The following is a 21312-nucleotide window of genomic DNA, read 5'->3' on the forward strand; positions in this document are numbered from 1 at the left end:
GGCATGCGCGGTGAAACGCGGTTGACGCGTGCCGTGGGCGAGATGCGCGGACGTCGGTTCATGGCGGCCTCCAAGACTACGCTCGGAGTTGCATTCGCCGACCCGGCTCGTGGGTGCTGCTGGTTTCGTGCCACTGTGGCCGTCGTTGTCGTGGGGGATGCGGCAACAGCGTGCAAAACTTGGTAGCAAGATTCGCGCACGGCGCTGACGAACGTAAATGGGTTCGTCGGCCGCGCGCATGAAATTATGTTCTAGTGCATTGACGCGCAATGCGCACGACTAATTGCAGCCGATTGACGAAAAAGCGCAGGCCCATCGGCGACTAACCCGTCTAGAATGCCCGTTTTCCGGCTTTTTTGCAGAGCCGCTTCAGAACAACAATGCAGCGTCGGCCGCTTTGCCCGCATGCCTGCCTGCTCACGAGACATCATATTCATGACGACAACGAACGCCGCGAGCCTGGGTCGCGCGCCACAAGCCCAAGCGTCACACCGATTCCGGACCGCGTAATGACTCACAACGACTTCAGGCGCGGGATCGCATTGTCGGTCGGTGCGTCGGCGATGTTCGCATTGCTGTCCGCTTACGCGACGCTGCTGAAACCGCTTTCGGGCCTCGACATCTTCGCGTGGCGCATCGTGTGGACCGTGCCCGGCGCGCTGCTGCTCGTCGCGGTGCGCAAGCGTCTGCCGATTCTGCGCGCGCTCGTTGTCCGAATGATGAAGCAGCCGAAGCTCGGCATCGCGATGAGCGTGGCCGCGGGCTTGCTCGGCGTGCAGCTCTGGCTGTTTCTGTGGGCGCCGCTGCATGGGCGCATGCTCGAAGTGTCGCTCGGTTATTTCCTGCTGCCGCTCGTGATGGTGCTGGTCGGGCGCTTCCACTATCACGAGCGGCTCGACGCGTTGCAGTGGCTCGCGGTCGCCTGCGCTGCGATTGGCGTCGCGCACGAGCTGTGGGTGACCGGCGCGTTTTCGTGGCCGACGCTCGTCGTTGCGCTCGGCTATCCGCCTTATTTCATGCTGCGCCGTCAGATCAATCACGATTCGCTCGCGATGTTCACCGTCGAAATGGCCTTGCTGCTGCCGGTGGCGATCGTGTTCATTCTCGTCGGCGGTTCGCTGCAAGCGATCGCCGGACGCGCGGAAATGTGGTTTCTGCTATTGCCGGGCCTCGGCGCGTTGAGCACGCTCGCGCTCGCTTCGTATCTGAAGGCGAGCCGCCTGCTGCCGGTCGCGTTGTTCGGCATCCTCGGCTACGTCGAGCCGGTGCTGCTCGTGTTCGTATCGATCACGCTGCTGCGCGAAACGCTGAGCGTCGCGCAACTCGCGACCTATGTGCCGATCTGGATCGCCGTTGCGCTGACCGCGCTGCACAGCGTGCGCTTCGTGCGGTTTGCGTAGAGCTGAACGGCGACGCCCGCTCAGCGATGCGCTTCGGTCCGCTGTGGATTGATGCGCGTCGGGCCCACCTGCGCCTCGATCGCGTCGCGCAGTTCGGGACGCCAGCCGACACCGAACAGCGCTTCGGCGAGCACGAATAGCGGGCCGATCAACAGGCCGATCACGTCGTCGACGAAGGCCGGCTTGCGATGTTCGTACGCGACGTGACCGACGAACTGGAACCCCCAGCCGATCACGAAGAGGCCAATGCCGGTCGCGAGCCACACTAGCGTCGTTTGCGCGGCGATCCACTCGCCGAATCCGACACAAAGCGCCGAGATGCAGGCCATCAGCACGCCGAGCGGCACGTCGAGCGCGAGGTAATAGACGGTCGCCGCCACGAACAACAGCCACGCTGGCGACAACGTGATCGGGAACATCCCGGCACCGAACGACGGGCGGCTCAGCAACACCGCGAGCGCAAGCACGATCATCGGAATGCCGACGAAGTGCGTGGCGATATTGCGCCGGTCGCGGTGGTAGGCCGCGTATTGGGTGAGTTGCTGCGTCAGTGTTCTCATCAGTGCCGCTCCTGTGTCAACGTCAGCATAATCGCGCGCAGCGGATTTTCAAACCATCGGGTAGCCGGCGACCAGCGACGATCGCCCGCGGATGCTGTCCATGGTTTGTACTGTCCTCGTCGAGCGCGTTTAACGCGCACTCGGGTGACCGACGCGACGTTTCAATGCGCCGATCGTCGCGGCGGGCAACGTGGTGAGCAGCGTGTGCAACGTGAAGTCGAGGTCTTCGCGCGCGATGTCGAGTTGCACGCGGACTTCTCCGCGCACGGTTTCCGTGTTGATGACATAGACGCCGAGCGGCGAATGAAGCAGTGCGCGCAGGTGAGGGCGCGGCAGCATCACGAGTAGAAGCGAGCGCGCGGACGGAAACGGAATGACGTTGCTGTGTTGAACCTGCTTGCTGGCAGGTTGCGCAGAGAGCATGTCGAGCGATTGCGTGAGAGCCATGTGATGCGGCGTTCGTGTAACGCGATGGTGAATTGGAACAATTCGAGCGTAATCGCCCGCGGGTAAAGACGGTGCAAAAATTCGCGGCTCTGTCGACAAAAAGATACGACACGGCATGGCACACGGCGTAAAAAAAGGCGAGTCATAAGACTCGCCCTCCCTGAACGGCACGGCCCGGCTTCCATCAGCTTCTATTTGAACAGCACCTGGATGGCCGGTCAGCGCCGAAACCGATCACGTGTTATTGCGTTTTGGTCGTGTCGGCTTGTGCGCCGTCGGCTTTCGCCGGGGCAGTGCTGGCCTCTTTCGCACTCTCCGTTTTAGTCTTCGCGGCGCTCGTTTCGACGGCATGTTTGCCCGTGGACTTGTGGGCCTTCTTCGTATGGGCGGAAGTCTTTTTCACGTGCTTTTGCGTGCCGGCTTCGGCGGGCGCTTTCGCTGCGGCCGCGCTGTCGTCCGTCGCACCGGCTTGTACCGCGGTGCTTGCTTTCAGACTCGCCTGGCCGGCAGTCGGCAGCTGCGTGGCTTGCGCGGGTTGCGCAGGTTGCGCAGGTTGTGCGGCGGACGGTGCGGCCGTTTGAGCAAATGCGGTCGACACGAGCAGTGCGGAAGCAACAGCGGCGAAAAGCGTCTTCATGATGTGACTCCTGGTTGAATCGGTGGATTCGTTTGTCGCGGCTGAATTATTTCAGCGCTGCCGGTTTAACGTAGGGCGGAATACAGGAGTTGACGCTGCGCTGGTGACAAAACGTAAGTAGTGCGTCAGCGCGGATACATCTTGCGACTCACAAGGCGAATCCACGGAAAGTCGCCACGCTCAATGACGACGCGACCGCGGTCTTGCCGAGCAATTGCGCTAAAGCCTCCGGCGAGACCGCCGGGCTAAACAGGAAACCCTGGGCCACCGTGCATCCGTGGCGGACCAGAAACTCGCGCTGGACCTCGAGCTCGACCCCTTCCGCGACCACATCGAAGCTCAGCGTTTCAGCAATCGCGATGATCGCAAGCGACAGCGCTTCGAGCTCCTTGTCTCTGCCGATTTCGCAAACGAAGGCGCGATCGATCTTGATGCGATCGACGCTAAAGCGTTTCAGATAGCTGAGGCTCGAATAACCGGTGCCGAAGTCGTCGATAGCGATGGAAACACCGAGTTCGCGCAGCTCGCGAAAAGCCCGTTGCGCCTCTTCCGCGTTGCGCATCAGCGTGCCCTCGGTGACTTCGAGTTCCAGCAGTTCGGCGGGCCAGTTGGCGTCCTCGAGTGCCGAGCGCACCACGCCGGGGAGATCCGCCCGTTCGAGTTGAAGTGGCGAAACATTGACCGAGATGCGCACCGGGGAAGCCCCGAGTGCACCCACGCGCTCGCCTGCAGGCACGCCTGCCGCAATACCCAGGTGCCGATGCTCTGAATGAGACCGGTTTCTTCGGCAAGCGGGATGAAGACGGCCGGCGACACCTCACCGAGTTCGTCGTCGTGCCACCGCAACAGCGCCTCGGCACCGACGATGCATCCGGTTTTCATGTCGATCTGCGGCTGATACGCCAGATACAACTCATTGGCTTTCGCCGCGCGCCGCAGTCGCGTCGTGAGCCGCAACTTCTCGGCGGCCGCCCGGCTCAACTCCGGCTCGTAGAATTGATAGCCGTTTCGCCCGCGCGATTTCGCCACGTACAGCGCGGCATCGGCATTGCGCGTGAGCAATTCCGGCTTCGCGCCGTCTTGTGGAAACGTACTGACGCCGATGCTTGCTTCGAGATAAAGCTCGTGCTCGCCGATGCCATACGGCTCGCTCATCTCATGAATCAGCGAGTCCAGCATTTCGGTGAGTTGCGTCGCGTCGGCTCGTTCCGCGACGATGACGAATTCATCGCCCCCGTAGCGCGCGACGAAATCCGTCGCGCGCAGCAGGCGCTGAAGCCTTCGCGCCACGGCTTGCAGCAGCAAATCGCCGATGCGGTGTCCGAGCGAATCGTTGACGTCCTTGAACCGGTCGAGATCGAGGAACAGGACGGAAACGTTCTGACCTGTCGCTGCCGCGCGCGCCAGCGACGCCGAAAGATGTTCGCCGAGCAGCACCCGGTTCGGCAGCTCGGTCAGGGCATCGTATCTGGCTTGATGCTCGAGTCTTTTGAGCGAGCGGCGAAGATGCGCTCCAATGCGGCCGTTCCAGTGAATCAGCGAAAGCAGCAACAAGGCCGAAGCGACGGCGCAGCCCAACAGCATGCGCGTAAACCACTTCACGTCCAGCGAGGATTTGCTGACGACTGAAGCGACCTTGGCATCGGCCGCGAGTCGTACGTCGACTACCCGTTCGAGGACGCTGTAGAAATAGGCGTCGATTTCCTCGAGTCGGGGGTCGCCCACTGCCACGCTGCCGGGATGCTCCGCGATCATGCGCGCAAGACCGAAGCTCTGCTCGCTGAGTCTGCCGATCATGTCGTCCAGGTCCGACAGCCGCGATATGCATTCCTGATTCTCGCTGCAGCTCTCGCGCGCGTCGCGCGTCAACGCGAGCAGTTCCAGCATCGGAAAGCTATAGGCCGCGCGGTTGTATAGCGGCACCGTGGCTATCGAGGTGTAGAGCGTCGCATGCTCGTCGAGCATGACATGCTGAACCTGGTCGAGGTCGTGGCGCAAGCGACCGGAAGCCTGGATCGTCCGAAGCGAACTGTCCTGCTCGCTGCTCTGGCGGATTGCGAGGAAGGTACTCGTCGCAATGACAGCGAGAATGGCAAGCACGGCTATGACAGTACCGGCTTTGCGCGTTGCTTCCTGTCCCAAGGCGCTTCCTTTCCGTCAACCCGGCGCGGGCGAAAACCGGCCCGCCCGGATAGTGAATGTTCAGGTGGCTGCATGACTTGCCTTAGGGCGCTGGGGATCTACCCGGTAATGGCGCGCTATGGCTCTGCTTATCCGCCTATCGATCGGCAAATTCCACGCGGTTGCGACCGCTTCGCTTGGCGCGGTACAGAGCCGCATCGGCGAGACCATATGCGGTGTCGAAACAGGTTCCGACTGCGTTGATGCTGACGCCAAAGCTGGCCGTGATGCGGCGCTCGACCGGCGGAACGACCAGGGAGTCACTGATGGCTTCTCGCATGCGCTCGGCAAGAATGGCGCCACTGGCCGGTTCATGACCGGGCAGCAGCACCGTGAACTCCTCACCGCCCACTCGCCCGATGAAGCCTTGTTCCCCCACGATTCCGCGCAGACAATCGACGACCCCCGAAATGACCGCGTCTCCAGTGGGGTGGCCGTAGTCGTCGTTGATCCGCTTGAATTCGTCGATGTCGAGGATGATCATCACCGCGCTGTTGGTGCGTAAGACCTTGGTGGTCCGCTCGATCACGGCGCTGCGGTTCAGTACGCCCGTCAACGCGTCGTGCGAGGCGCGATACGCCAACTGCTGAGCCAGCACCTGCATCTCGCGTTCTGCCCGGTCGCTGCGGCCGATCAGGCGCCGGGTTTCGCGCATCAGGCGCTGGAAGTGCTCGATCAGTTCGCCCAGCGACTCGCGATACTCCGCGGCATCCGCATCGATGATCGAATGCATCGCGCGGGCCTTTGCCAGCGCCGTGCTCTCGTTCTGGAACAGATCGGGTGCGCCGCCCGAGGACACATCACGGGAAGAGGTCGAACGCACCTTATTTTCCTTGCTGCGCGATGGGACGATCGGTGAACTCGATCGCGCGGAAATCGGCCTTCAGTTCTTCACCGAATTCGGCAATGGTCTCGTCTTCCTCGTCGCGATACCAGTTCATCGACACGCGGCTTCCCGATTCCGCCGCCTGATCGAGCGCGTCGAAGATGCTGAACAGCATCTTGGTGCTCGAGCTGTTGAAGTACGTCAACCTGACGTCGATGGTGATTTCGGCCCCGGTGTTCGCTGCGAGGTACTTGCGCATCTGCTCGATGATCGGCGCGTAAAAAGCGGCTGCATTTTCCGGGTAGGACTCACCCTTGATCGACAACGCGTGTTGGTCGAAGCGAAAGTCGACTTCGGGCGACGTCGTCGTCGCGGGGATGTGTAGGTTTTCCATTGTTTTTGTGCCTTCCTGCTCAGATGATGGCCCTGAGGCAAAACAGCGTGGTGCCGGGTTCGTCGGCACGCGGATGAAAAGCGAATTCAAGCGGCGCGCTCGCATCGCGCGCCATCGTCAGGAAGCCAAGGCCGGCGCCCTTGCTGTCCTTCGGCGCGTCGGCGCGCAATGTCACCTTGTACGCCTGCTTGATTTCTTCGAGCGACATGCTGCGCAGAGGCTCCAGCCTGTTGCGCAGGCCCTCGACCTCGGCGGTCGCGATGGGATTGACGCACAACATCACGTGATGCTCGCCGTGCCTGGAGATGCACACCGCGCCCTCGCGTATCGCGCCCGTCCCTTCGCCGCCTGGCTCCAGCGCGTTCGACGAGTAATGAACGATGTTCTGTGCCAGCTCGATAAAAGACGAGAAGAGTTTGCGGCGGGTCGGACCGCTGACGCCGGCGACTTCGAGTTGCAGTTTCACGACTTCGCCCATCGACGCGACGATGTTATGGGAGAAGTAGCCCTTGTGATAGAAGAGCACATTGCGCCGCTGCGCGAGTTCGAAAAAGGCGCTGTCTTGTTCTAGTAGTTGAGACATTCTGGGAATTCACTAAATGCGGGCACAGAAAAGCGTGACGTCGTCACGGCGCGGTTGATTGCCTTGCCATTCCGCGAGCGCGAGCCGGACGCGCTCGCAGATCGTCGCTGGGGTTTCGGCGCGGTTTTCGAGGATCAGGTCGAGCGCACGGCGCCGGCCGAAAGAAATGTTGCGCGGACCGCCGATCTGATCGGCGAGGCCGTCGGTATAGATGAACAGCAGGCTACCCGCGGTGACCGGAATCGAGCGCAAGCTCCACGCATAGTCGGCGCGACTGTCCACATATCCGACGCCCATGCGGTCGGCGCTGATCGTCTCGAACTCCGCGGCATCGGGTGACAGGATGTGCAGCGCGATCCTCGCGCCGGCAAAACGCAGCATGCTCTCCGTCGCATCGAACCAGAAGAGTGCCGTGTCCAGGCCGTCGTTGGATTGGGTTCCTTCGTCGGCACTGTTCACTTGCCCCAGCAAGGCCTTGACGTTGCGATTGACGGCCGCCAGCAGCGCGGCGGGGTCGCGCGGCCCGATCTGTTCGAGCGCCTTCGACAATGACGCCGAAGCAAGCAAGGTCATGAACGCGCCGGGAACGCCATGTCCGGTGCAATCGGCAACAGCGCCGAACCAGCCGGTCGGAAAGGCCGCGAAATGATAGAAGTCGCCGCCGACTACGTCGCGAGGTTCCCAGACCATCGCCGCGTCGCGCAGCTTCATCGACAGCGTCTCGCTGGAAGCGCGCAACATGGCGCGCTGGATCACGCTGGCGTACTCGATACTCTGCATGATCTGGCGGTTCTTCTCCGCCTGCATTTCCGCGACCGCGCTGATCAGTTGCAGACCACTGCCGAGACCTGAGAAGAGTCCGTCGCGCGTCACGATGAAACCATCGACCAGTGCTTTTTCTCCGGCCTCGACGGTCCTGAACGTCAGCGCTTCGATGCTCACGTCGGCATCGACGATGAGCGGGTCCTTGTCCATGAACGCGATGCAACTCTTCTTGTCGTAAAGCTCGCGATGGAACGGCTTGCTCATCTGCGACATGAAGATATCGCGGTTGATCAGGCCGATGGGACGGTGGTCATTGATGACAGCGAGGCTCTGCATGTCGCGGCGCGCGGAGAAGATCTCCATGACCACGGAGTTGGGGTCTTCAACGTCTACGGATGGAACTTCGTGGCACAAGTCTCCGGCTGTGCGCGGATTCCCCTGTGCGGAAGAACGGCGAAATCTCGAGAACGCTGGATGCATGGCGACGCCAGTCGATGTATGAGGAAACCTCGCAAGCTAAGGTTTCTCCATGTACTTTATGTGACAGAGCGGAGGCGATCCACTCGATTGGCGCGAGATTAGAAAACGAGTGGTCACGCAAAGGTTTGCGTGACCGACATCAGTAAAACTTGCGGGCTGCGAGGTTGCGCAAATGCAACGCCAACGGGTCCGGTTATTCAAACGGATTCTGCACGACACCCGGCTTGGCATCCGGCTCGTCCTGCACCTTCGCCGGCAAATCCTTCTGCGCCTGAAGACTCGCGACGATTGCATCGAGCGCTTCCTTCAGCGCAAGCGCCGCCTTCAGGCCGCGTTGATCGCGCGTCAATTCGAGCGTGCCGTTCAGCACGACACGCGTCGTGCCGTTGCTGAGCGTGAGCGCATCGCCCTGAATGTTGAGCACGTCGTCATCGTTCGAATAGGGCTTAAACACCTTTTAGTCCTCCTGGCCGCTGGTTCTTCAGGTTATCCGGGATGCCCGGAAAGCGGATGCCCGACATTGCTTCGAGCTCGTGAATCGTGCGCATGTCGTAGCGGTTGGTCGCTACATTATCAACCACGACTGCGAATGCCAGTTGACGCGACGGCACATAGACGACCTTGTACAACTGGGTCGGCACGAACACGCGCGTCGGTCCGATCGTCTGCAATTGCTGTCCCGTGAACAGCGGTCCGGTGACGACGTACGTGTCGTCGTAGGCTAGTGCGATCTTACGCACCGCGGTTTCGATGCGTGCCCACAATCGTTGGTTGTTCTGACGGTCTTGCGGCACGATGTTCGCGAGCGAGAACGATTGCGCCATCGCCTCATTGTTCCAGCGATTGCCCGCCGGACTCATATGGCCGCGATCGAAGCCGCTGCGTTTGTAGTCGGCGAGGGTCGCGCCTTCGCCTTCGGGCAGACGCGAGTCTTCGAAGAACTTGTTGGTACGCACCATGTCCTTCGCTTCTTCGATGTGCTCGCGTGTCAGATGCTCGGCCGACCACAGCGGACCGTGCGTGATACCCGAATGCAGCACCGCGAAATCGCTATAACAAAGCATGCGCGTTTTGGGCGCCATCTTCTGATTGGTGAGGATGGGCCATTGCGCATTGGGCGTGAAACTGGTGCAGGAGGGCGCCGCGCCCGCATGAGCGGCGACGGCGAGGAACAGACAGGCAAGCCACTTCTTCATGTGTCGGTGGTTCGATGAAAGGGGACGCAAGTATAGCGTCGCGGCCCGCATCGAGCGACCGCACCAAGCGAATCAAAGAAAGGGGATGGGAAACAGAAGAGGCGGCGTGCGCCGCACAAAAAAGTGGGCCGCTTTGCAGCGACCCGAATGCGTGGACTTCCGACTCTACTCACGCAATCTTAAGAAGGTCTTAAGACCTGCGTTCTCGCGGTACGTTGTGTTCGTTTGCGCACGAACAGATTTACGCACTCGAGCAGTGCTCGCAGAACGAGCCGGAAGTTTCGACCGGAAAGAGGCAGCGCGGCGGCGCGCGCCGGAGATTAATTACCGAACACGCTGTTTTCTGCGCGAGTTTTTTGACGATCCACCGCCTGCAAACGCCAGAAGCCGCTAGTCGCCTTGCGGGTTCGCAGCGCGGTCCATGCTGCGGCGCCTTGCGCGGCGCTCACTCGTTCCTTGCGATCGACGTGCAGACCGCGCAACGTACAGAGCGGCGCGTCGGCGCTCGGTGCGCACAGCGTGGTCACGCCGTTCTCGTCGCGCAGTTCCCCCCAGGGGGGCAAGTCGATCCCTTGATGCGCTTCTCTCGACCACCGATGTTCATCAGTATCGAGCCAGAGCACAGCGTAATCATGGCTTACGGTGGGATCGGAACCGTTGATCAGGATGGTCAGTCGCATAGCAGTTCCGTTCATAATTTGCGAAGGGCTTTACCAGTCTAGGCGGCGCGGCGCTTTATGCAAGACAAAGGCATGATTTGCAAATGGAAAAATAATTCGCCAAACCGTGGGGGGAGGTATGGTGCATGCTCAACGCCGCGCGGCGTACGCGATATGCATGCTGTAACGACCACATGCACATCGCGCGCCGCGGCAAATCAACGCAGCCGACAGGCGTTCAAGCTAGATCGAGCGAAGCGGTCAGATCGCCGAGCGGCGCGAGTCCGTTGCTGGCGAATGCCTTGTCGCGCTCGACCACGCCATCGAGCGGAGCGAGTCCATGCACACGACTAATGAAACGCAGAATTGAGTTCGTGTCGTACACCGTGTGATCGACGTAACCCTTCTTCGCGAGCGGCGAGATCACCAGCGCGGGAACGCGCGAACCCGGCCCCCAGCGATCCCCGATCGGCGGCGCGACGTGGTCCCACCACCCGCCGTTCTCGTCGACGGTGACGATCACGACAGTGTTCTGCCATTGTGGCCCGCGCTGAATATGCTCGATCAGCGTCGCGATGTGACGGTCGCCCGACGCGACGTCGGCATAGCCCGCGTGCATGTTCAGGTCGCCCTGCGGTTTGTAGAACGTGACGGTCGGCAAACGTCCCGCGTCGATGTCGGCGATCAGGCGATTGGTCGACGCGTCGTTGCCCATCCCGCCGTCGCGCAGATAGCGGCGGCGCGCGGCCGTGCCCGGCGCGTAATTGGCGAAGTAGTTAAACGGCTGATGGTGATACTGAAAGTCGGGCATCGATCCCGTATCGCGATGATCGAGCGCGAATTGCCATGCGCCGCTGTACCACGCCCAGTCGATGCCCTTGGCGGTCAGCCGGTCGCCGATCGTCGCGCAATTCTGCGGCGGCATCACGCGCGGGTCCGACGGATCAGCAAACGCCGGGTCGCCGCCTTCGGCCGGACGCACGCTGCTCGGCTGATACGGCGGTGCCATCGTGTTGACTGCGTAGCCGTCGGCGGTGAAAGCGCCGTCATTGACGAACTTTGGCGGACCGTCGAGCGCCGACGCGGGCGAATTGGGCGCGAGCTTCAAACGGGTGCCGGTCGGATCGTCGCCTTCCACGACCGACACCATCTTCCTCGCCGGGCTGTTGTGGATGTCCGGGTAGTACGGCGCCTGCGCCGAGATGAGGAAGATGTGATTCAGCCACGAACCGCCGAAAGCGGCCATGAAGAAGTTGTCGCACAGCGTGTACTGCTGCGCCAGATTCCAGAGACGCAGTGAGTCGGCGGAATTGCGGTAGTGCCCCATCACGAGGCCGCCCGAATCGCCCCACGCGGCGAACTGGTTGTTGCGCCCCGCGTTGATCTGCATCTGGTTCTGATAGAAGCGATGGATCAGATCGCGGGTGATCACGCCGGTCGGCAGCGGCGCGCCGTGCGCATCGACGATCTGAAACGGCCGGTTGCGCAGATGATCGAGATCCTTTTCGCCAATCATGTAGCGCTTGCCGTCCACTTCCTGCGCCTGCGGCACGAGCCCGCCCCAAATCGCCGGCAGCCGCGGCAGCGGCGTCTTGCCATCGCGGTCGAGTTGGACGTACTGCTCGGCGGTGACCGCGTCGAGAGGATGCTGGACACCCGGGTAGTTACCGTACAGGTTCGCGAAGCTGCGGTTCTCCGCGTAAATCACCACGATGTTCTTCACCTGATCGTGCAGCGCAGCGTCGAGCCGCAAGTCGGCGGCGCTGCGCGGCGGGCCGTTGCCCGCGAGTGCCTCGCCCGTTTTGCAGCCGGGCAGCGCGAGGCCGAGGCCGACTGCCGCGAGACCGGTCAGGACGCGCCGGCGTTCGGGATCGTCGGGGGCGTCGTTGGTGTTGTCGATTGAATGGGGGTTGTCCAGTTTCGGCGGCAGGTGAGGATCGTGGTCGGTCATCGGTGAGTTCCGAAGGAGACGTGACGGTCGCTTCGGCGCCGCTGGAGGCGGCGCGCGCGACACCGGTTATGGGTCCGCCGAGGCCGGCAGGCCTCGCGGCTTTACGGCAGCCGACGCTTCACGCGCCAGCTGTGATGCGTGGCATCGACAGCCAATAGTAGCCAGTGCCGTGCGTCGACCGGATGACGCTTTTGCGTCGCGTAACGGTCGACGGTCAATTCGAGTTCGTCATGCGCGCGCCGATGATAGGTGGCGTGCGCGCCGGAGCCATCCGCGAACTCGACGCGCGCCTCGGCGAAGTTCGGCGCGCCGGCCGGTTCGGGAAGTTCGGCGATGCGCACCGCGCAGCCCGGATAAAGATGCGAGTCGGCAACCTGAATCTGGATCGCGTTGGGCATGACGTGGCCTCCTACGCTTGGGCGGCGCGAGCGCGCGGCTGGGACACACCGCGCCGCTGGACCGGATCAAAGCATAGCACCGCGTGGCCGAATCGCCGCATGCTTCGCGCTATCGTCCCGAATTGAATCGGATGAACCGCATAGCGCGACGCGACCGGGCTCGGCACGCATCCGCTGAGCCGCGATCAGGCGTCAAAGCGTTTTCCGATAAACCACGAAGCCGGACTTGTCCGCGACCTTGTCATAGAGCTGCATCGCGGTGCGGTTCGTCTCGTGCGTCTGCCAGTAGACGCGTTGCGCGCCGTCGGCTTTTGCCCGCGCATAGACGGCCTCGATCAGCGCACGGCCGACACCCTTGCCGCGCTCGCTATCGAGCGTGTATAGATCCTGCAGATAGCAGATCGGTCCCGCCATCGTCGTATGGCGGTGATACAGAAAATGCACGATGCCCTGCAATTGCCCGGCGCGTTCGGCGACGAACGCATGCATCGGCTCGTAGCCATCGAAAAAGCGATTCCAGGTGATTTGCGTGATCTCGCGCGGCAACGCGGTCTCGCCCGAGCGGCCATAAAACGCGTTGTATGCGTCCCATAGCGGCAGCCATGCATCGAAATCGTCACGGGTGACGGCGCGAATCTGCAGCGGGGCGGACATGTGGGCGGCTCCTGTGGCAAGCTGCGGAACCGCCAGCATAGAAAATTTGCGACGTGTTTGTTAGCTCCACCATGAACGCCAAATCTGGAGCCACGACGCTTGCGGCAGTGCGGTGAGCCGATGCATCACCGCCTGCAGCGAGTCAGTGCTTGCGAGGATGCTTCTGGCGAAGCTCGTTGCGGACCTTCTTCGCGGCGAACAGCGGCACGTAGTCGAACACGCGCGCCTCGCTCCGGAATTCGGCGAGCGTATCGGCGTACATGCGGGACACCGTTTCGGTCGGCGTGTCGGTTTCTTCGGCGATGCTGCGGACTATTTCGTCTACATTCGGCTCGGGCTGCGACATGGACGTTCTCCGGGTAGTGTGCGGCAGACTGGATGGACGGTACGCGCACGGCAGGAGTCCATTACAGGATGCGATTCGCGAGCATGCCAATTAAATTGGCCTATCGTCCGACCGATTTCACAGAGATTATCTTCTTGCGCTGCGGCAAGCGACCCTGCGGCGAGGGCGCGCGGAAAATCAACTGGTACGGCGGTGGTGAATACCCGGGAAACGTGCAGAGGTAGGGAGCGGCGTCTCTACTTCTCCATCTTCTGCGCTACGTGCGCGATTCGGTCGCGCACGACGCCGATCGCCTGCTTCAGCGCGTAAACGTCCTGAAAGTAGCGGTACGGAATCCGGATCTGGCTAGCGTTCGCGTCGATGTTTTCAATCTCGTCACTCCATTGCGCGACCTGCGCGCGAGTCGGCTCGGCGTTCTTCCATACTTCGTCCTCGAGCGCCTTGATCGCGCGGTACCACACGAACAGGCGTTTCTTCATACGCGCTTCGAGCATGCTCGGCAGCGCCTGGGCGAGGCCGATCAGCAGCGCAAGGAACGGCACCAGAATCAGCAGCCGTCGCTCGATCAGACTCGCGAGCCAGAACGGCAGGTAGCGATACAGAAACGGCCGGCCCGATTTGAAGTAGCGCACGCTTTCGTCGGAGATCGGGAATTCTTCGGTGTTCAGGTTCGGGAACGTGCCGAGCGGCGTGAAGTAGTCCTCGCCGCCGTGCACCGTGCGCGCCGCGTCGAGCAGCAGATAGACGAGCGCCGGATGCAGCGTGTCCTTCGACACCAGCAGCGCCGTCGCCGCGAGCAGCGTGACGTCGCTGCGCGGCAGATCGTCGGCGACGCTCGTCGAGGCCCGCGGCAATACGATCTTCGACAGCGACGGGAATTTTTGCGCCAGTGCATCAGCCTGCGCGAAGCTCATCAGCTTCAGGTTGCTGGTCAGCAGCGCGTGCTGCATGTCGGCGTCGGGCCGGCCGATGAAGAACGCCGCATCGATCTGACCGCTTTCGAGCCCTTCGTATGCGGCGTTCGCGTCCATCTCCAGCAGCGTCGAGTTCTGGCTCGTGACGCCGCTGTAGCCGAGCAGCACCTGGGAGACGTTGAGCAGCCCGCTGCCCGGCACGCCTATCGAAATGCGCTTGCCGCGCAGTTGCGACAGCCGGTCGATCGTCGCGTCGCCGCGATAGAACACCCAGATCGGCTCGTACGACACGGCGGCGATGGTTTGCAGATTGTCCGTGTCTTTCGGACTGGTCGTGCCCGACTGGATGAAGCCGACCTGATAGGCGCTGTCCGGGTCAGCGAGGCGCTGGTAGTTTTCGACCGAACCCGACGAGCTGCGGATGTCGAGCTTGATGCCTTCGCGCTTGAGCAGCGGCGCGTAGCGATCGGCAAAGCCGCGATAAATGCCGCCGTCTGCGCCGGAAGTGATGACGATCGTGCGCTGGAACGCGGGCTCGAGAATCAGCGCGACCATCCAGCCGAACGCGGCGACCAGCACGATCGCGCCGATGATCAGAAGACGCCGGCGCCGCCGTGTCATCGGGGTTCTCGGGCTGCGGTACGGCGCGGGGTCTGGTCTCGGCATCGTTACCCGGTTTGGTCAGGTCCGGCCTTGGTGAGTAAAGGAGTGGGATCGGGGTTTGGTTCCTCAACTTTACGATATCGGGGAGTTTTATTCGATAGCCAGTGATGTGCAGTGAAAAGAGGCGGGTCTGTTACAGACTGTGGGGATCGCGATTTTCGTGCTACAGATTCCAGTCGTACGGGCCGTTCCGGCGTACGAACAGGCGCGTCGTTCGTTTTGTCAGAGGGAGTTGCGGTGTTGGAGGCACCTTCGATCCCATTAGCAGGGCGCAGCACATATGCAAGCACGCGTAGCCGTCGCAGCGGTTACTGTTCAGCCTGCGATGCGGCATTAGCCAATGCTTTACACAGTGAACTCATGCCTTTTGGACAAGATCTGGTAGAGAGCGTAGCGATCTTTGCAAGGTCGTCAATATCAAGCGTTGAGTTAATGTGACGCAGCACGAACGATTCTAGTGGCGGATCGAGCTTGATTTGTGCATCGAGTTCCGGCAGTGCTTTCCAGGGGTCGATCAGCAATCGCGCGATTGCCTCAGAATAGCCTTCAGCAATCCCACCATCGTCGCAGTGACCATACTGACTGAATGCGCTATTTACCGGAGCCCAGCTATCGAGGTGATCCACCATCGCGTCCGCCGCAAAAGCATCTTTTTCCGGGCAAATATTGCCGTATGCCAACGGCATCCACGCAGCAATAGCAGCAGCTACAAGCAGCGCCGCCATTTTGCGGTTATCCCAGTCCATTTAACGAGAGGTGCAGTGAACAGCAAAGGGTTTGCTGGTGGCTTCGCAGGTCCGAGCACCAACAGCATGAATCACAAAAGTGCTGTTAGTGCCGTGATAGCGGCATACCAGATAGGGGTCGACGCCCGTTAAATCCCACTGGTCAGATGTTTTTCCTGGCTCAGGAACAAGGCCCGCCTCCTCCTCTGGAGGGCCATTAAAGAGGGATGCGTTATCCAGAGCATGATGTTGCCGTCCAGTAGAAAGGACGCTTGGGCATTTGAACCGGGCCCGGGTTGGCGGCGCACACGCGGCGCTTGTTGCCACAAGGCAAACTGCCAGGAAAAGCGCCTTATTCGACAACATGGTTTCGGCTGCCGTTATTATCGGGTGTGCCAATGCAGGTCCGGCCTTGGTGAGTACGAGAGCGGGCTCGGTCTTTAGTTCCAACTTTACGACTGTCATCGAGAAACAGCCCGGTTGGCCCTGATGTCGAAGATCCCGGTAACCACGCCATTGCTGCCGCCTTGGGCATTTTGAACGATGTATTCCTGCTTGATCCTTGCGAAAGAGAGGCGAACCTGTTCGCGTTGCGCGGTCATCTCCACGCCGGTGATGAATACATCGCTCATCGTGAGCCTGAGAAAATCGAGGGGGCTGCCACCCGCCCTACGCATGGTAAGAACCGCTTTCGAAACGTGTGTGCCGGTCAGGCAATAGGACATCAGGCTGGGACTCGCCCGGTCGACGTTGTGAAAGAACACGAGATCGTCGACCGAGGCGCTGCCGACGCCACCTCCTGTTCCGGACATAATGGAAAGCCGCTGTGCCATCTTCCACGTCCAGTTGATTACCTCGATTTCGTTTGGATGTGCCGTGTCCTGCGACTCACCCGTAATCCCGTCGATTTTTATGAAAACGTCATTTGGCATCAAGGCGACTCCTCGTTCTAACTAAAAGCACAGACCCGCCCCACGAGAGCCCCCAGCAAAATAGGAAACTGACTACGAGCAGCAGCGTAACCACCACGTCCTCTTCGCCCTCCATACCAACGGCACCAACGAGCTTGAAGAGGGGGCGAAGCCTTTCTGACGTGGACTCGCTGCCAACCCAGCGTGCAAGCGGGTCGATCGTCGACAATGCGAGACAGACTGGGACAGTCAGCACGAGGGCCACAAAAATCCGCAGGACATTTTTCATTGCACCAGTACCGTGCCGTAGTACTGCAGTGTTGTACCGGGTATCGTCCGGGTTGGGTGCGACAGCAAGAACGAGCGTAAGCGATCGAACTGGGACTGGTCCGTGACCGTGATGCATCCTTCACTTTCGCCCCAACGACCTGTTGGATGCAGGCGGAAGTTGCCTCGCTTCACGCCATTGATAAATGTCCAGTCGTCAATCGCACCGTCGTTTCGATAAAGCGCGAACCAGGTCGAATGATCGACATTTGACCACGCGTCCTTGACAAGGTCATACAGCCATCCCAGATGACCGCCACTCTGTCGGTCCACGATGTAGTAGAGGCCTTGCGGAAGCGGACCGCTTCCGGCGATCGCCGTGTCTGCGGGGTTGTTGACATGGGCGGGTTTGCCAGAAAAGGCAGACACGTTGCCAAAGCCTTTGCAGGTCAATACAGAGATGAGTCGGCGGTTGAGCGTGAAATAGCACTCGGCGGGCATGGTATCCAGATCGAAAAGGCGATCACTCCGTGGTGCGATGAAGCGAGCCGCCGGGACCGAGGAGACAGGTGACGCGAGGTAACGTTCGTGACACCGACAGCTTCGCCGAAGACGCGACCATGCTCAATCAGACGACTCGGAAAACGCTACCCAACCACCCCCACCTCACCCCCCAACTCCCGCGCAATAAACTCAACAAACGCGCGAATCCGATTCGACATCTGATGCCGCGGCGAATACACCGCGAAGATGTCCGCATTCGGCGTGTCGTGATCGGGCAGCAACTGAACGAGCGACCCCTCCGCCAGATACTGCCGGATGTCCCATTCCGCGCGCATCAGGATGCCGTGTCCTTCGAGCGCCCATTTGACGGCGATCTCGCCGTCGTTGGTGGTCAGCGTTCCCTTGATGCGCACCGCCTCGGTCTTGCGCGCGGCGCCGCGTCCCGACGTCAGCCGCCACACGCCATACGCTTCGTCGCCCTGCCGAATGCCGATGCAGTTGTGGCGCGTCAGATCGTGCGCCGTGAGCGGCGTGCCGTGCGCCGCGAGATATGACGGCGCCGCGCACAGCAGACGCCGGTTCGGCGCAAGCCGGCGTGCGACTACGCGCGTATCGGGCGGCTCGCCGAAGCGGATGCAGACGTCGAAGCTGTCGTCGGTGAGCGGCGGGGGCGTGACCGACAACTGTAGTTGAACCGACACTTGCGGATACCGCGCGACGAAGCGCGAAATCGCCGGTCCGATATGGCTGCGCCCGAAGCCGAGCGTCGCGTTTACGCGCAGCAAACCCTTCGGTGTCTTCTTCGCCGAGCCGAGCAGTTCGGCCAGCTCGTCGATCTCGTCGAGAATCCGCCGCGCGCGTTCGAGGTATAGCTCGCCTTCGGGCGTCAGCATCATGCGGCGCGTCGTGCGGTTCACGAGCGCGACGCCCGCGCGCTGTTCCATCTGCGTGAGGCGCTTGCTGACGGCGGCCGCGGTCAGCCCCAGTTCGCGGGCGGCCGCGCTGAGACTGCCGCTCGCCGCGAGCGTCGAGAAAAAGCTCAGATCCGCTGGCTGCACGGTCTCGCGCATCGTCTTTTCCACGCCTTCGCATTTGTGAATGCAAGTTAAAGATGCTTTGAGTTTAGCACCGGTTTTTACCCAGGCGATCGCGCTAGAGTCCACTCACGCCATTCACCAAGCACAGGACGCAGACATGAAGACCTATCGCATCGCAACCATTCCCGGCGACGGCATCGGCAAGGAGGTCGTGCCGGCCGGCGCGCAGGTGCTCGAAGCGCTCGCGAAGACCACGCGCGCCTTCACGTTCGAGTTCGAGAACTTCGATTGGGGCGGCGACTACTATCGCCAGCACGGCCTGATGATGCCGGCCAACGGGCTAGATGCGATCCGCAACAAGGATGCGATCCTGTTCGGCTCGGCGGGCGACAAGGACATTCCCGACCACGTCACGCTGTGGGGTCTGCGTCTGAAGATCTGCCAGGGCTTCGATCAATACGCGAACGTGCGCCCGACACGCATCTTGCCCGGCATCGACGCGCCGCTGAAGTACTGCAAGCCCGCGGACCTGAACTGGGTCATCGTTCGCGAAAACTCGGAGGGGGAATACTCGGGTGTTGGTGGCCGCGTGCATCAGGGCCATCCGATCGAAGCCGCGACCGACGTGTCGATCATGACGCGCGCCGGCGTCGAGCGCATCATGCGCTTCGCGTTCCGCCTCGCGCAGTCGCGCCCGCGCAAGCTGTTGACCGTGATCACGAAGAGCAACGCGCAGCGTCACGCGATGGTGATGTGGGACGAGATCGCGCTCGAAATCTCCAGGGAGTTTCCGGACGTCACGTGGGACAAGGAACTCGTCGATGCTGCGACCGCGCGCATGGTCAATCGCCCCGCCACGCTCGACACGATCGTCGCCACCAATCTGCACGCCGATATTCTCAGCGACCTCGCAGCCGCGCTCGCGGGCAGCCTCGGCATCGCGCCGACCGGCAACATCGATCCGGAGCGCCGCTATCCGTCGATGTTCGAGCCCATCCACGGCTCCGCGTTCGACATCATGGGCAAGGGGCTCGCGAATCCGGTCGGCACGTTCTGGTCGGTCGTGATGCTGCTCGAACACCTCGGCGAATTCGCCGCGGCCAGGCGTGTGATGCAGGCCGTCGAAGCGGTCACCGCGAACAAGTCGCTGCATACCCGCGACCTCGGCGGCACGGCCACGACCGCGCAGGTGACGGCGGCCGTATGCGCGTTCATCGAGCAGGCGGCGACGCCCGCGGAGAACGCGGCTTGAACGCCGGCTTCTCTTGAATTGACCGGCACCAAGCGGGAACCGCGCGCCGCCCAGGCGCACGGCCTACGCCCCGGCCACCACGTGGCCGGCACCCAACCTTGACTCGACTAGCTCGGCCCAACGTCGGCCGGCGCGAGGCTCGCGCCCGGTCCACTGCCGCGCGCAAGAGGAGGAGACAATGACTTCGGAACTCGAAAGCCGGGTGTCCCGCAAGCTGATGCTGCGGATCATCCCATTCGTCATGCTGTTGTACTTCGTGAGCTTTCTCGATCGCGTGAATGTGGGCTTCGCCGCGTTGTCGATGAACAAGGCGATCGGTCTTTCGCCGACCGCGTTCGGCCTCGGCGGCGGGCTCTTCTTTATCGGCTATTTTCTGTTCGAAGTACCGTCGAACCTGATCCTGCACAAGGTCGGCGCGCGCCGCTGGATTGCTCGCGTGATGGTGTCGTGGGGGCTCGTGTCGCTCGCGTCAGCGTTCGTCGTCGGGCCGAACAGCTTCTACGCGCTGCGCTTCATTCTCGGCGTCGCGGAAGCGGGCTTCTTTCCCGGCATCATCCTGTATCTGAGCCTTTGGTTTCCGACCCGGCAACGCGCGGTCGCGGCGGCGTGGTTCATGGCTGCCGCACCGATTTCGACCGCGATCGGCTCGCCGATTTCCGGCGCGATCATGAAACTGCCGCCGATCGCCGGACTCGCCGACTGGCAGATGCTCTACATACTCGAAGCCTTGCCGGCGATCATCCTCGGCTTCTGCGTGCTCAAGTATCTAACTGACAAGCCCGCGCAAGCCGAGTGGCTGCAGCCCGAGGAGCGCGACTGGCTGATCGCGAAGCTGAAGCTCGAAGCCGACGCGCGGCACGCGCATGCGGGCCACACGGCCGGCGCACTCAGCGCGTTGCGCGATCCGCGCGTGCTCGCGCTCGCGCTGATCTACTTCGGCACCTCGGCGGGACTTTATACGCTCGGCTTGTGGGCGCCGCTGATCATCCGTCAATATGGTTTCGGCACGTTCGAAACCGGGCTGCTTGCCGGTGTGCCGAGCGTGCTCGCGGTGATCGCGATGGTGCTATGGGCGAAGCACTCGGATCGTACCGACGAACGTACATGGCACGTCGTGATTCCGTGCGCGCTTGCGTGCGTCGGCTTCGTGTTCGCCGGCAATGCGAGTACCGCGTTGATGATCGTGCTTGCGCTCGTCGTCGTGAACGTCGGCATCAGCGCCGCGAAGGCGCCGCTGTGGGCGATGCCGAGCATGTTCCTGTCGGGCGCCGGGGCGGCCGCGGGGATTGCGATGATCAACTCGATCGGCAACCTCGGCGGCTTCGTCGGGCCGTTTGCGATCGGCTGGCTCAAGAACGTGACGGGCAGTTATACGGCGGGGCTTTATGTGGTCGGCGCGACGTTGGCGGTGTCGGCGGTCGTGACGCTGATGCTGAGCCGCCAGACCAGGCATGCGCCGGTCGCGGTGGGCGAGCGGCAAGGTCACTGAGCGAAAGATCGATGATACGGGAGCGCCGCCGGCTGAAAGGCCGGCGGCGAACGTGAACTCCATCCGATGCGTT

The 21312-nt window shown here is 61.9% G+C and carries 24 protein-coding genes and 1 pseudogene; 3 read left to right on the forward strand and 22 right to left on the reverse strand.

What is annotated here, in order from left to right; genetic code table 11:
• Positions 1–509: 509 nt before the first annotated feature.
• Positions 510–1400, forward strand: a complete 891-nt coding sequence (rarD, locus tag AB4Y34_RS06205; RefSeq protein ID WP_176378787.1) for an EamA family transporter RarD — start codon at positions 510–512, stop codon at positions 1398–1400.
• Between the two features lie 20 nt (positions 1401–1420).
• On the opposite strand, the gene AB4Y34_RS06210 is transcribed toward rarD, so the two are convergent.
• The 22 genes and pseudogenes from AB4Y34_RS06210 to AB4Y34_RS06315 form a co-directional block, all read right to left on the reverse strand.
• Positions 1421–1960 (reverse strand): DUF962 domain-containing protein, encoded by a 540-nt coding sequence (locus AB4Y34_RS06210; protein ID WP_368715536.1) that lies wholly within the window; start codon positions 1958–1960, stop codon positions 1421–1423.
• Between the two features lie 129 nt (positions 1961–2089).
• Positions 2090–2407 (reverse strand): hypothetical protein, encoded by a 318-nt coding sequence (locus AB4Y34_RS06215; RefSeq protein ID WP_368715537.1) that lies wholly within the window; start codon positions 2405–2407, stop codon positions 2090–2092.
• A 241-nt stretch (positions 2408–2648) separates the two neighbouring features.
• On the reverse strand, positions 2649–3044 hold the full coding sequence (locus tag AB4Y34_RS06220; RefSeq protein WP_368715538.1) for a hypothetical protein: 396 nt from the start codon (positions 3042–3044) through the stop codon (positions 2649–2651).
• A 148-nt stretch (positions 3045–3192) separates the two neighbouring features.
• Positions 3193–3780, reverse strand: a complete 588-nt coding sequence (locus AB4Y34_RS06225) for an EAL domain-containing protein (protein WP_368715539.1) — start codon at positions 3778–3780, stop codon at positions 3193–3195.
• 35 nt (positions 3781–3815) lie between these two features.
• Positions 3816–5009: pseudogene (locus AB4Y34_RS06230) on the reverse strand (putative bifunctional diguanylate cyclase/phosphodiesterase); the annotation flags it as partial.
• 313 nt (positions 5010–5322) lie between these two features.
• On the reverse strand, positions 5323–6048 hold the full coding sequence (locus tag AB4Y34_RS06235) for a GGDEF domain-containing protein (RefSeq protein ID WP_176378782.1): 726 nt from the start codon (positions 6046–6048) through the stop codon (positions 5323–5325).
• Position 6049: 1 nt separating this feature from the next.
• A complete protein-coding gene (locus tag AB4Y34_RS06240; RefSeq protein ID WP_368715540.1) occupies positions 6050–6445 on the reverse strand; it encodes a DUF1987 domain-containing protein in 396 nt (131 codons plus the stop codon).
• A 19-nt stretch (positions 6446–6464) separates the two neighbouring features.
• Positions 6465–7028 (reverse strand): SiaB family protein kinase, encoded by a 564-nt coding sequence (locus tag AB4Y34_RS06245; RefSeq protein ID WP_368715541.1) that lies wholly within the window; start codon positions 7026–7028, stop codon positions 6465–6467.
• 12 nt (positions 7029–7040) lie between these two features.
• Complete coding sequence (locus AB4Y34_RS06250; RefSeq protein ID WP_176378780.1) at positions 7041–8156, reverse strand: SpoIIE family protein phosphatase; 1116 nt, start codon at positions 8154–8156, stop codon at positions 7041–7043.
• Positions 8157–8466: 310 nt separating this feature from the next.
• Entirely contained in the window at positions 8467–8727 is a 261-nt protein-coding gene (locus AB4Y34_RS06255) for a hypothetical protein (protein WP_176107048.1), read from the reverse strand.
• Positions 8720–9469, reverse strand: coding sequence for a DNA/RNA non-specific endonuclease (locus AB4Y34_RS06260; RefSeq protein ID WP_176378779.1), 750 nt, complete (start codon positions 9467–9469; stop codon positions 8720–8722). The genes AB4Y34_RS06255 and AB4Y34_RS06260 overlap by 8 nt, the downstream gene beginning before the upstream one ends.
• 320 nt (positions 9470–9789) lie before the next feature.
• A complete protein-coding gene (locus AB4Y34_RS06265; protein WP_013092796.1) occupies positions 9790–10149 on the reverse strand; it encodes a DUF3564 domain-containing protein in 360 nt (119 codons plus the stop codon).
• Between the two features lie 217 nt (positions 10150–10366).
• Positions 10367–12079 carry an acid phosphatase gene (locus AB4Y34_RS06270; RefSeq protein ID WP_368715542.1) on the reverse strand — a complete coding sequence of 571 codons (1713 nt, stop codon included), beginning with the start codon at positions 12077–12079 and terminating at the stop codon, positions 10367–10369.
• Between the two features lie 101 nt (positions 12080–12180).
• A complete protein-coding gene (locus AB4Y34_RS06275; RefSeq protein WP_176378777.1) occupies positions 12181–12477 on the reverse strand; it encodes a hypothetical protein in 297 nt (98 codons plus the stop codon).
• A gap of 192 nt (positions 12478–12669) precedes the next feature.
• Positions 12670–13131 (reverse strand): N-acetyltransferase family protein, encoded by a 462-nt coding sequence (locus AB4Y34_RS06280; RefSeq protein ID WP_368715543.1) that lies wholly within the window; start codon positions 13129–13131, stop codon positions 12670–12672.
• A 142-nt stretch (positions 13132–13273) separates the two neighbouring features.
• Positions 13274–13477, reverse strand: coding sequence for a DUF3562 domain-containing protein (locus tag AB4Y34_RS06285; protein ID WP_176107043.1), 204 nt, complete (start codon positions 13475–13477; stop codon positions 13274–13276).
• Positions 13478–13713: 236 nt separating this feature from the next.
• Positions 13714–15012, reverse strand: a complete 1299-nt coding sequence (locus tag AB4Y34_RS06290; RefSeq protein WP_368715544.1) for a TAXI family TRAP transporter solute-binding subunit — start codon at positions 15010–15012, stop codon at positions 13714–13716.
• A gap of 350 nt (positions 15013–15362) precedes the next feature.
• Entirely contained in the window at positions 15363–15800 is a 438-nt protein-coding gene (locus AB4Y34_RS06295) for a hypothetical protein (protein WP_368715545.1), read from the reverse strand.
• A complete protein-coding gene (locus AB4Y34_RS06300) occupies positions 15801–16244 on the reverse strand; it encodes an STY0301 family protein (RefSeq protein ID WP_368715546.1) in 444 nt (147 codons plus the stop codon).
• Positions 16241–16711 carry an Hcp family type VI secretion system effector gene (locus tag AB4Y34_RS06305; protein ID WP_368715547.1) on the reverse strand — a complete coding sequence of 157 codons (471 nt, stop codon included), beginning with the start codon at positions 16709–16711 and terminating at the stop codon, positions 16241–16243. The genes AB4Y34_RS06300 and AB4Y34_RS06305 overlap by 4 nt, the downstream gene beginning before the upstream one ends.
• A gap of 264 nt (positions 16712–16975) precedes the next feature.
• Positions 16976–17458 carry a DUF2778 domain-containing protein gene (locus AB4Y34_RS06310; RefSeq protein WP_176378773.1) on the reverse strand — a complete coding sequence of 161 codons (483 nt, stop codon included), beginning with the start codon at positions 17456–17458 and terminating at the stop codon, positions 16976–16978.
• A gap of 146 nt (positions 17459–17604) precedes the next feature.
• Positions 17605–18531 carry a LysR substrate-binding domain-containing protein gene (locus tag AB4Y34_RS06315; protein ID WP_368715548.1) on the reverse strand — a complete coding sequence of 309 codons (927 nt, stop codon included), beginning with the start codon at positions 18529–18531 and terminating at the stop codon, positions 17605–17607.
• A 124-nt stretch (positions 18532–18655) separates the two neighbouring features.
• Between AB4Y34_RS06315 and AB4Y34_RS06320 the strand changes: the two genes are divergently transcribed.
• Together AB4Y34_RS06320 and AB4Y34_RS06325 are read left to right on the forward strand one after the other, a co-directional pair.
• The gene (locus AB4Y34_RS06320; RefSeq protein ID WP_176378772.1) at positions 18656–19750 is read left to right on the forward strand and encodes a tartrate dehydrogenase; all 1095 of its coding nucleotides are present in this window, start codon (positions 18656–18658) and stop codon (positions 19748–19750) included.
• 178 nt (positions 19751–19928) lie between these two features.
• Positions 19929–21239, forward strand: coding sequence for an MFS transporter (locus AB4Y34_RS06325; RefSeq protein WP_368715549.1), 1311 nt, complete (start codon positions 19929–19931; stop codon positions 21237–21239).
• Positions 21240–21312: the final 73 nt, after the last annotated feature.

Source organism: Paraburkholderia sp. BR10954, assembly GCF_040965775.1.
Taxonomy (GTDB): domain Bacteria; phylum Pseudomonadota; class Gammaproteobacteria; order Burkholderiales; family Burkholderiaceae; genus Paraburkholderia; species Paraburkholderia youngii.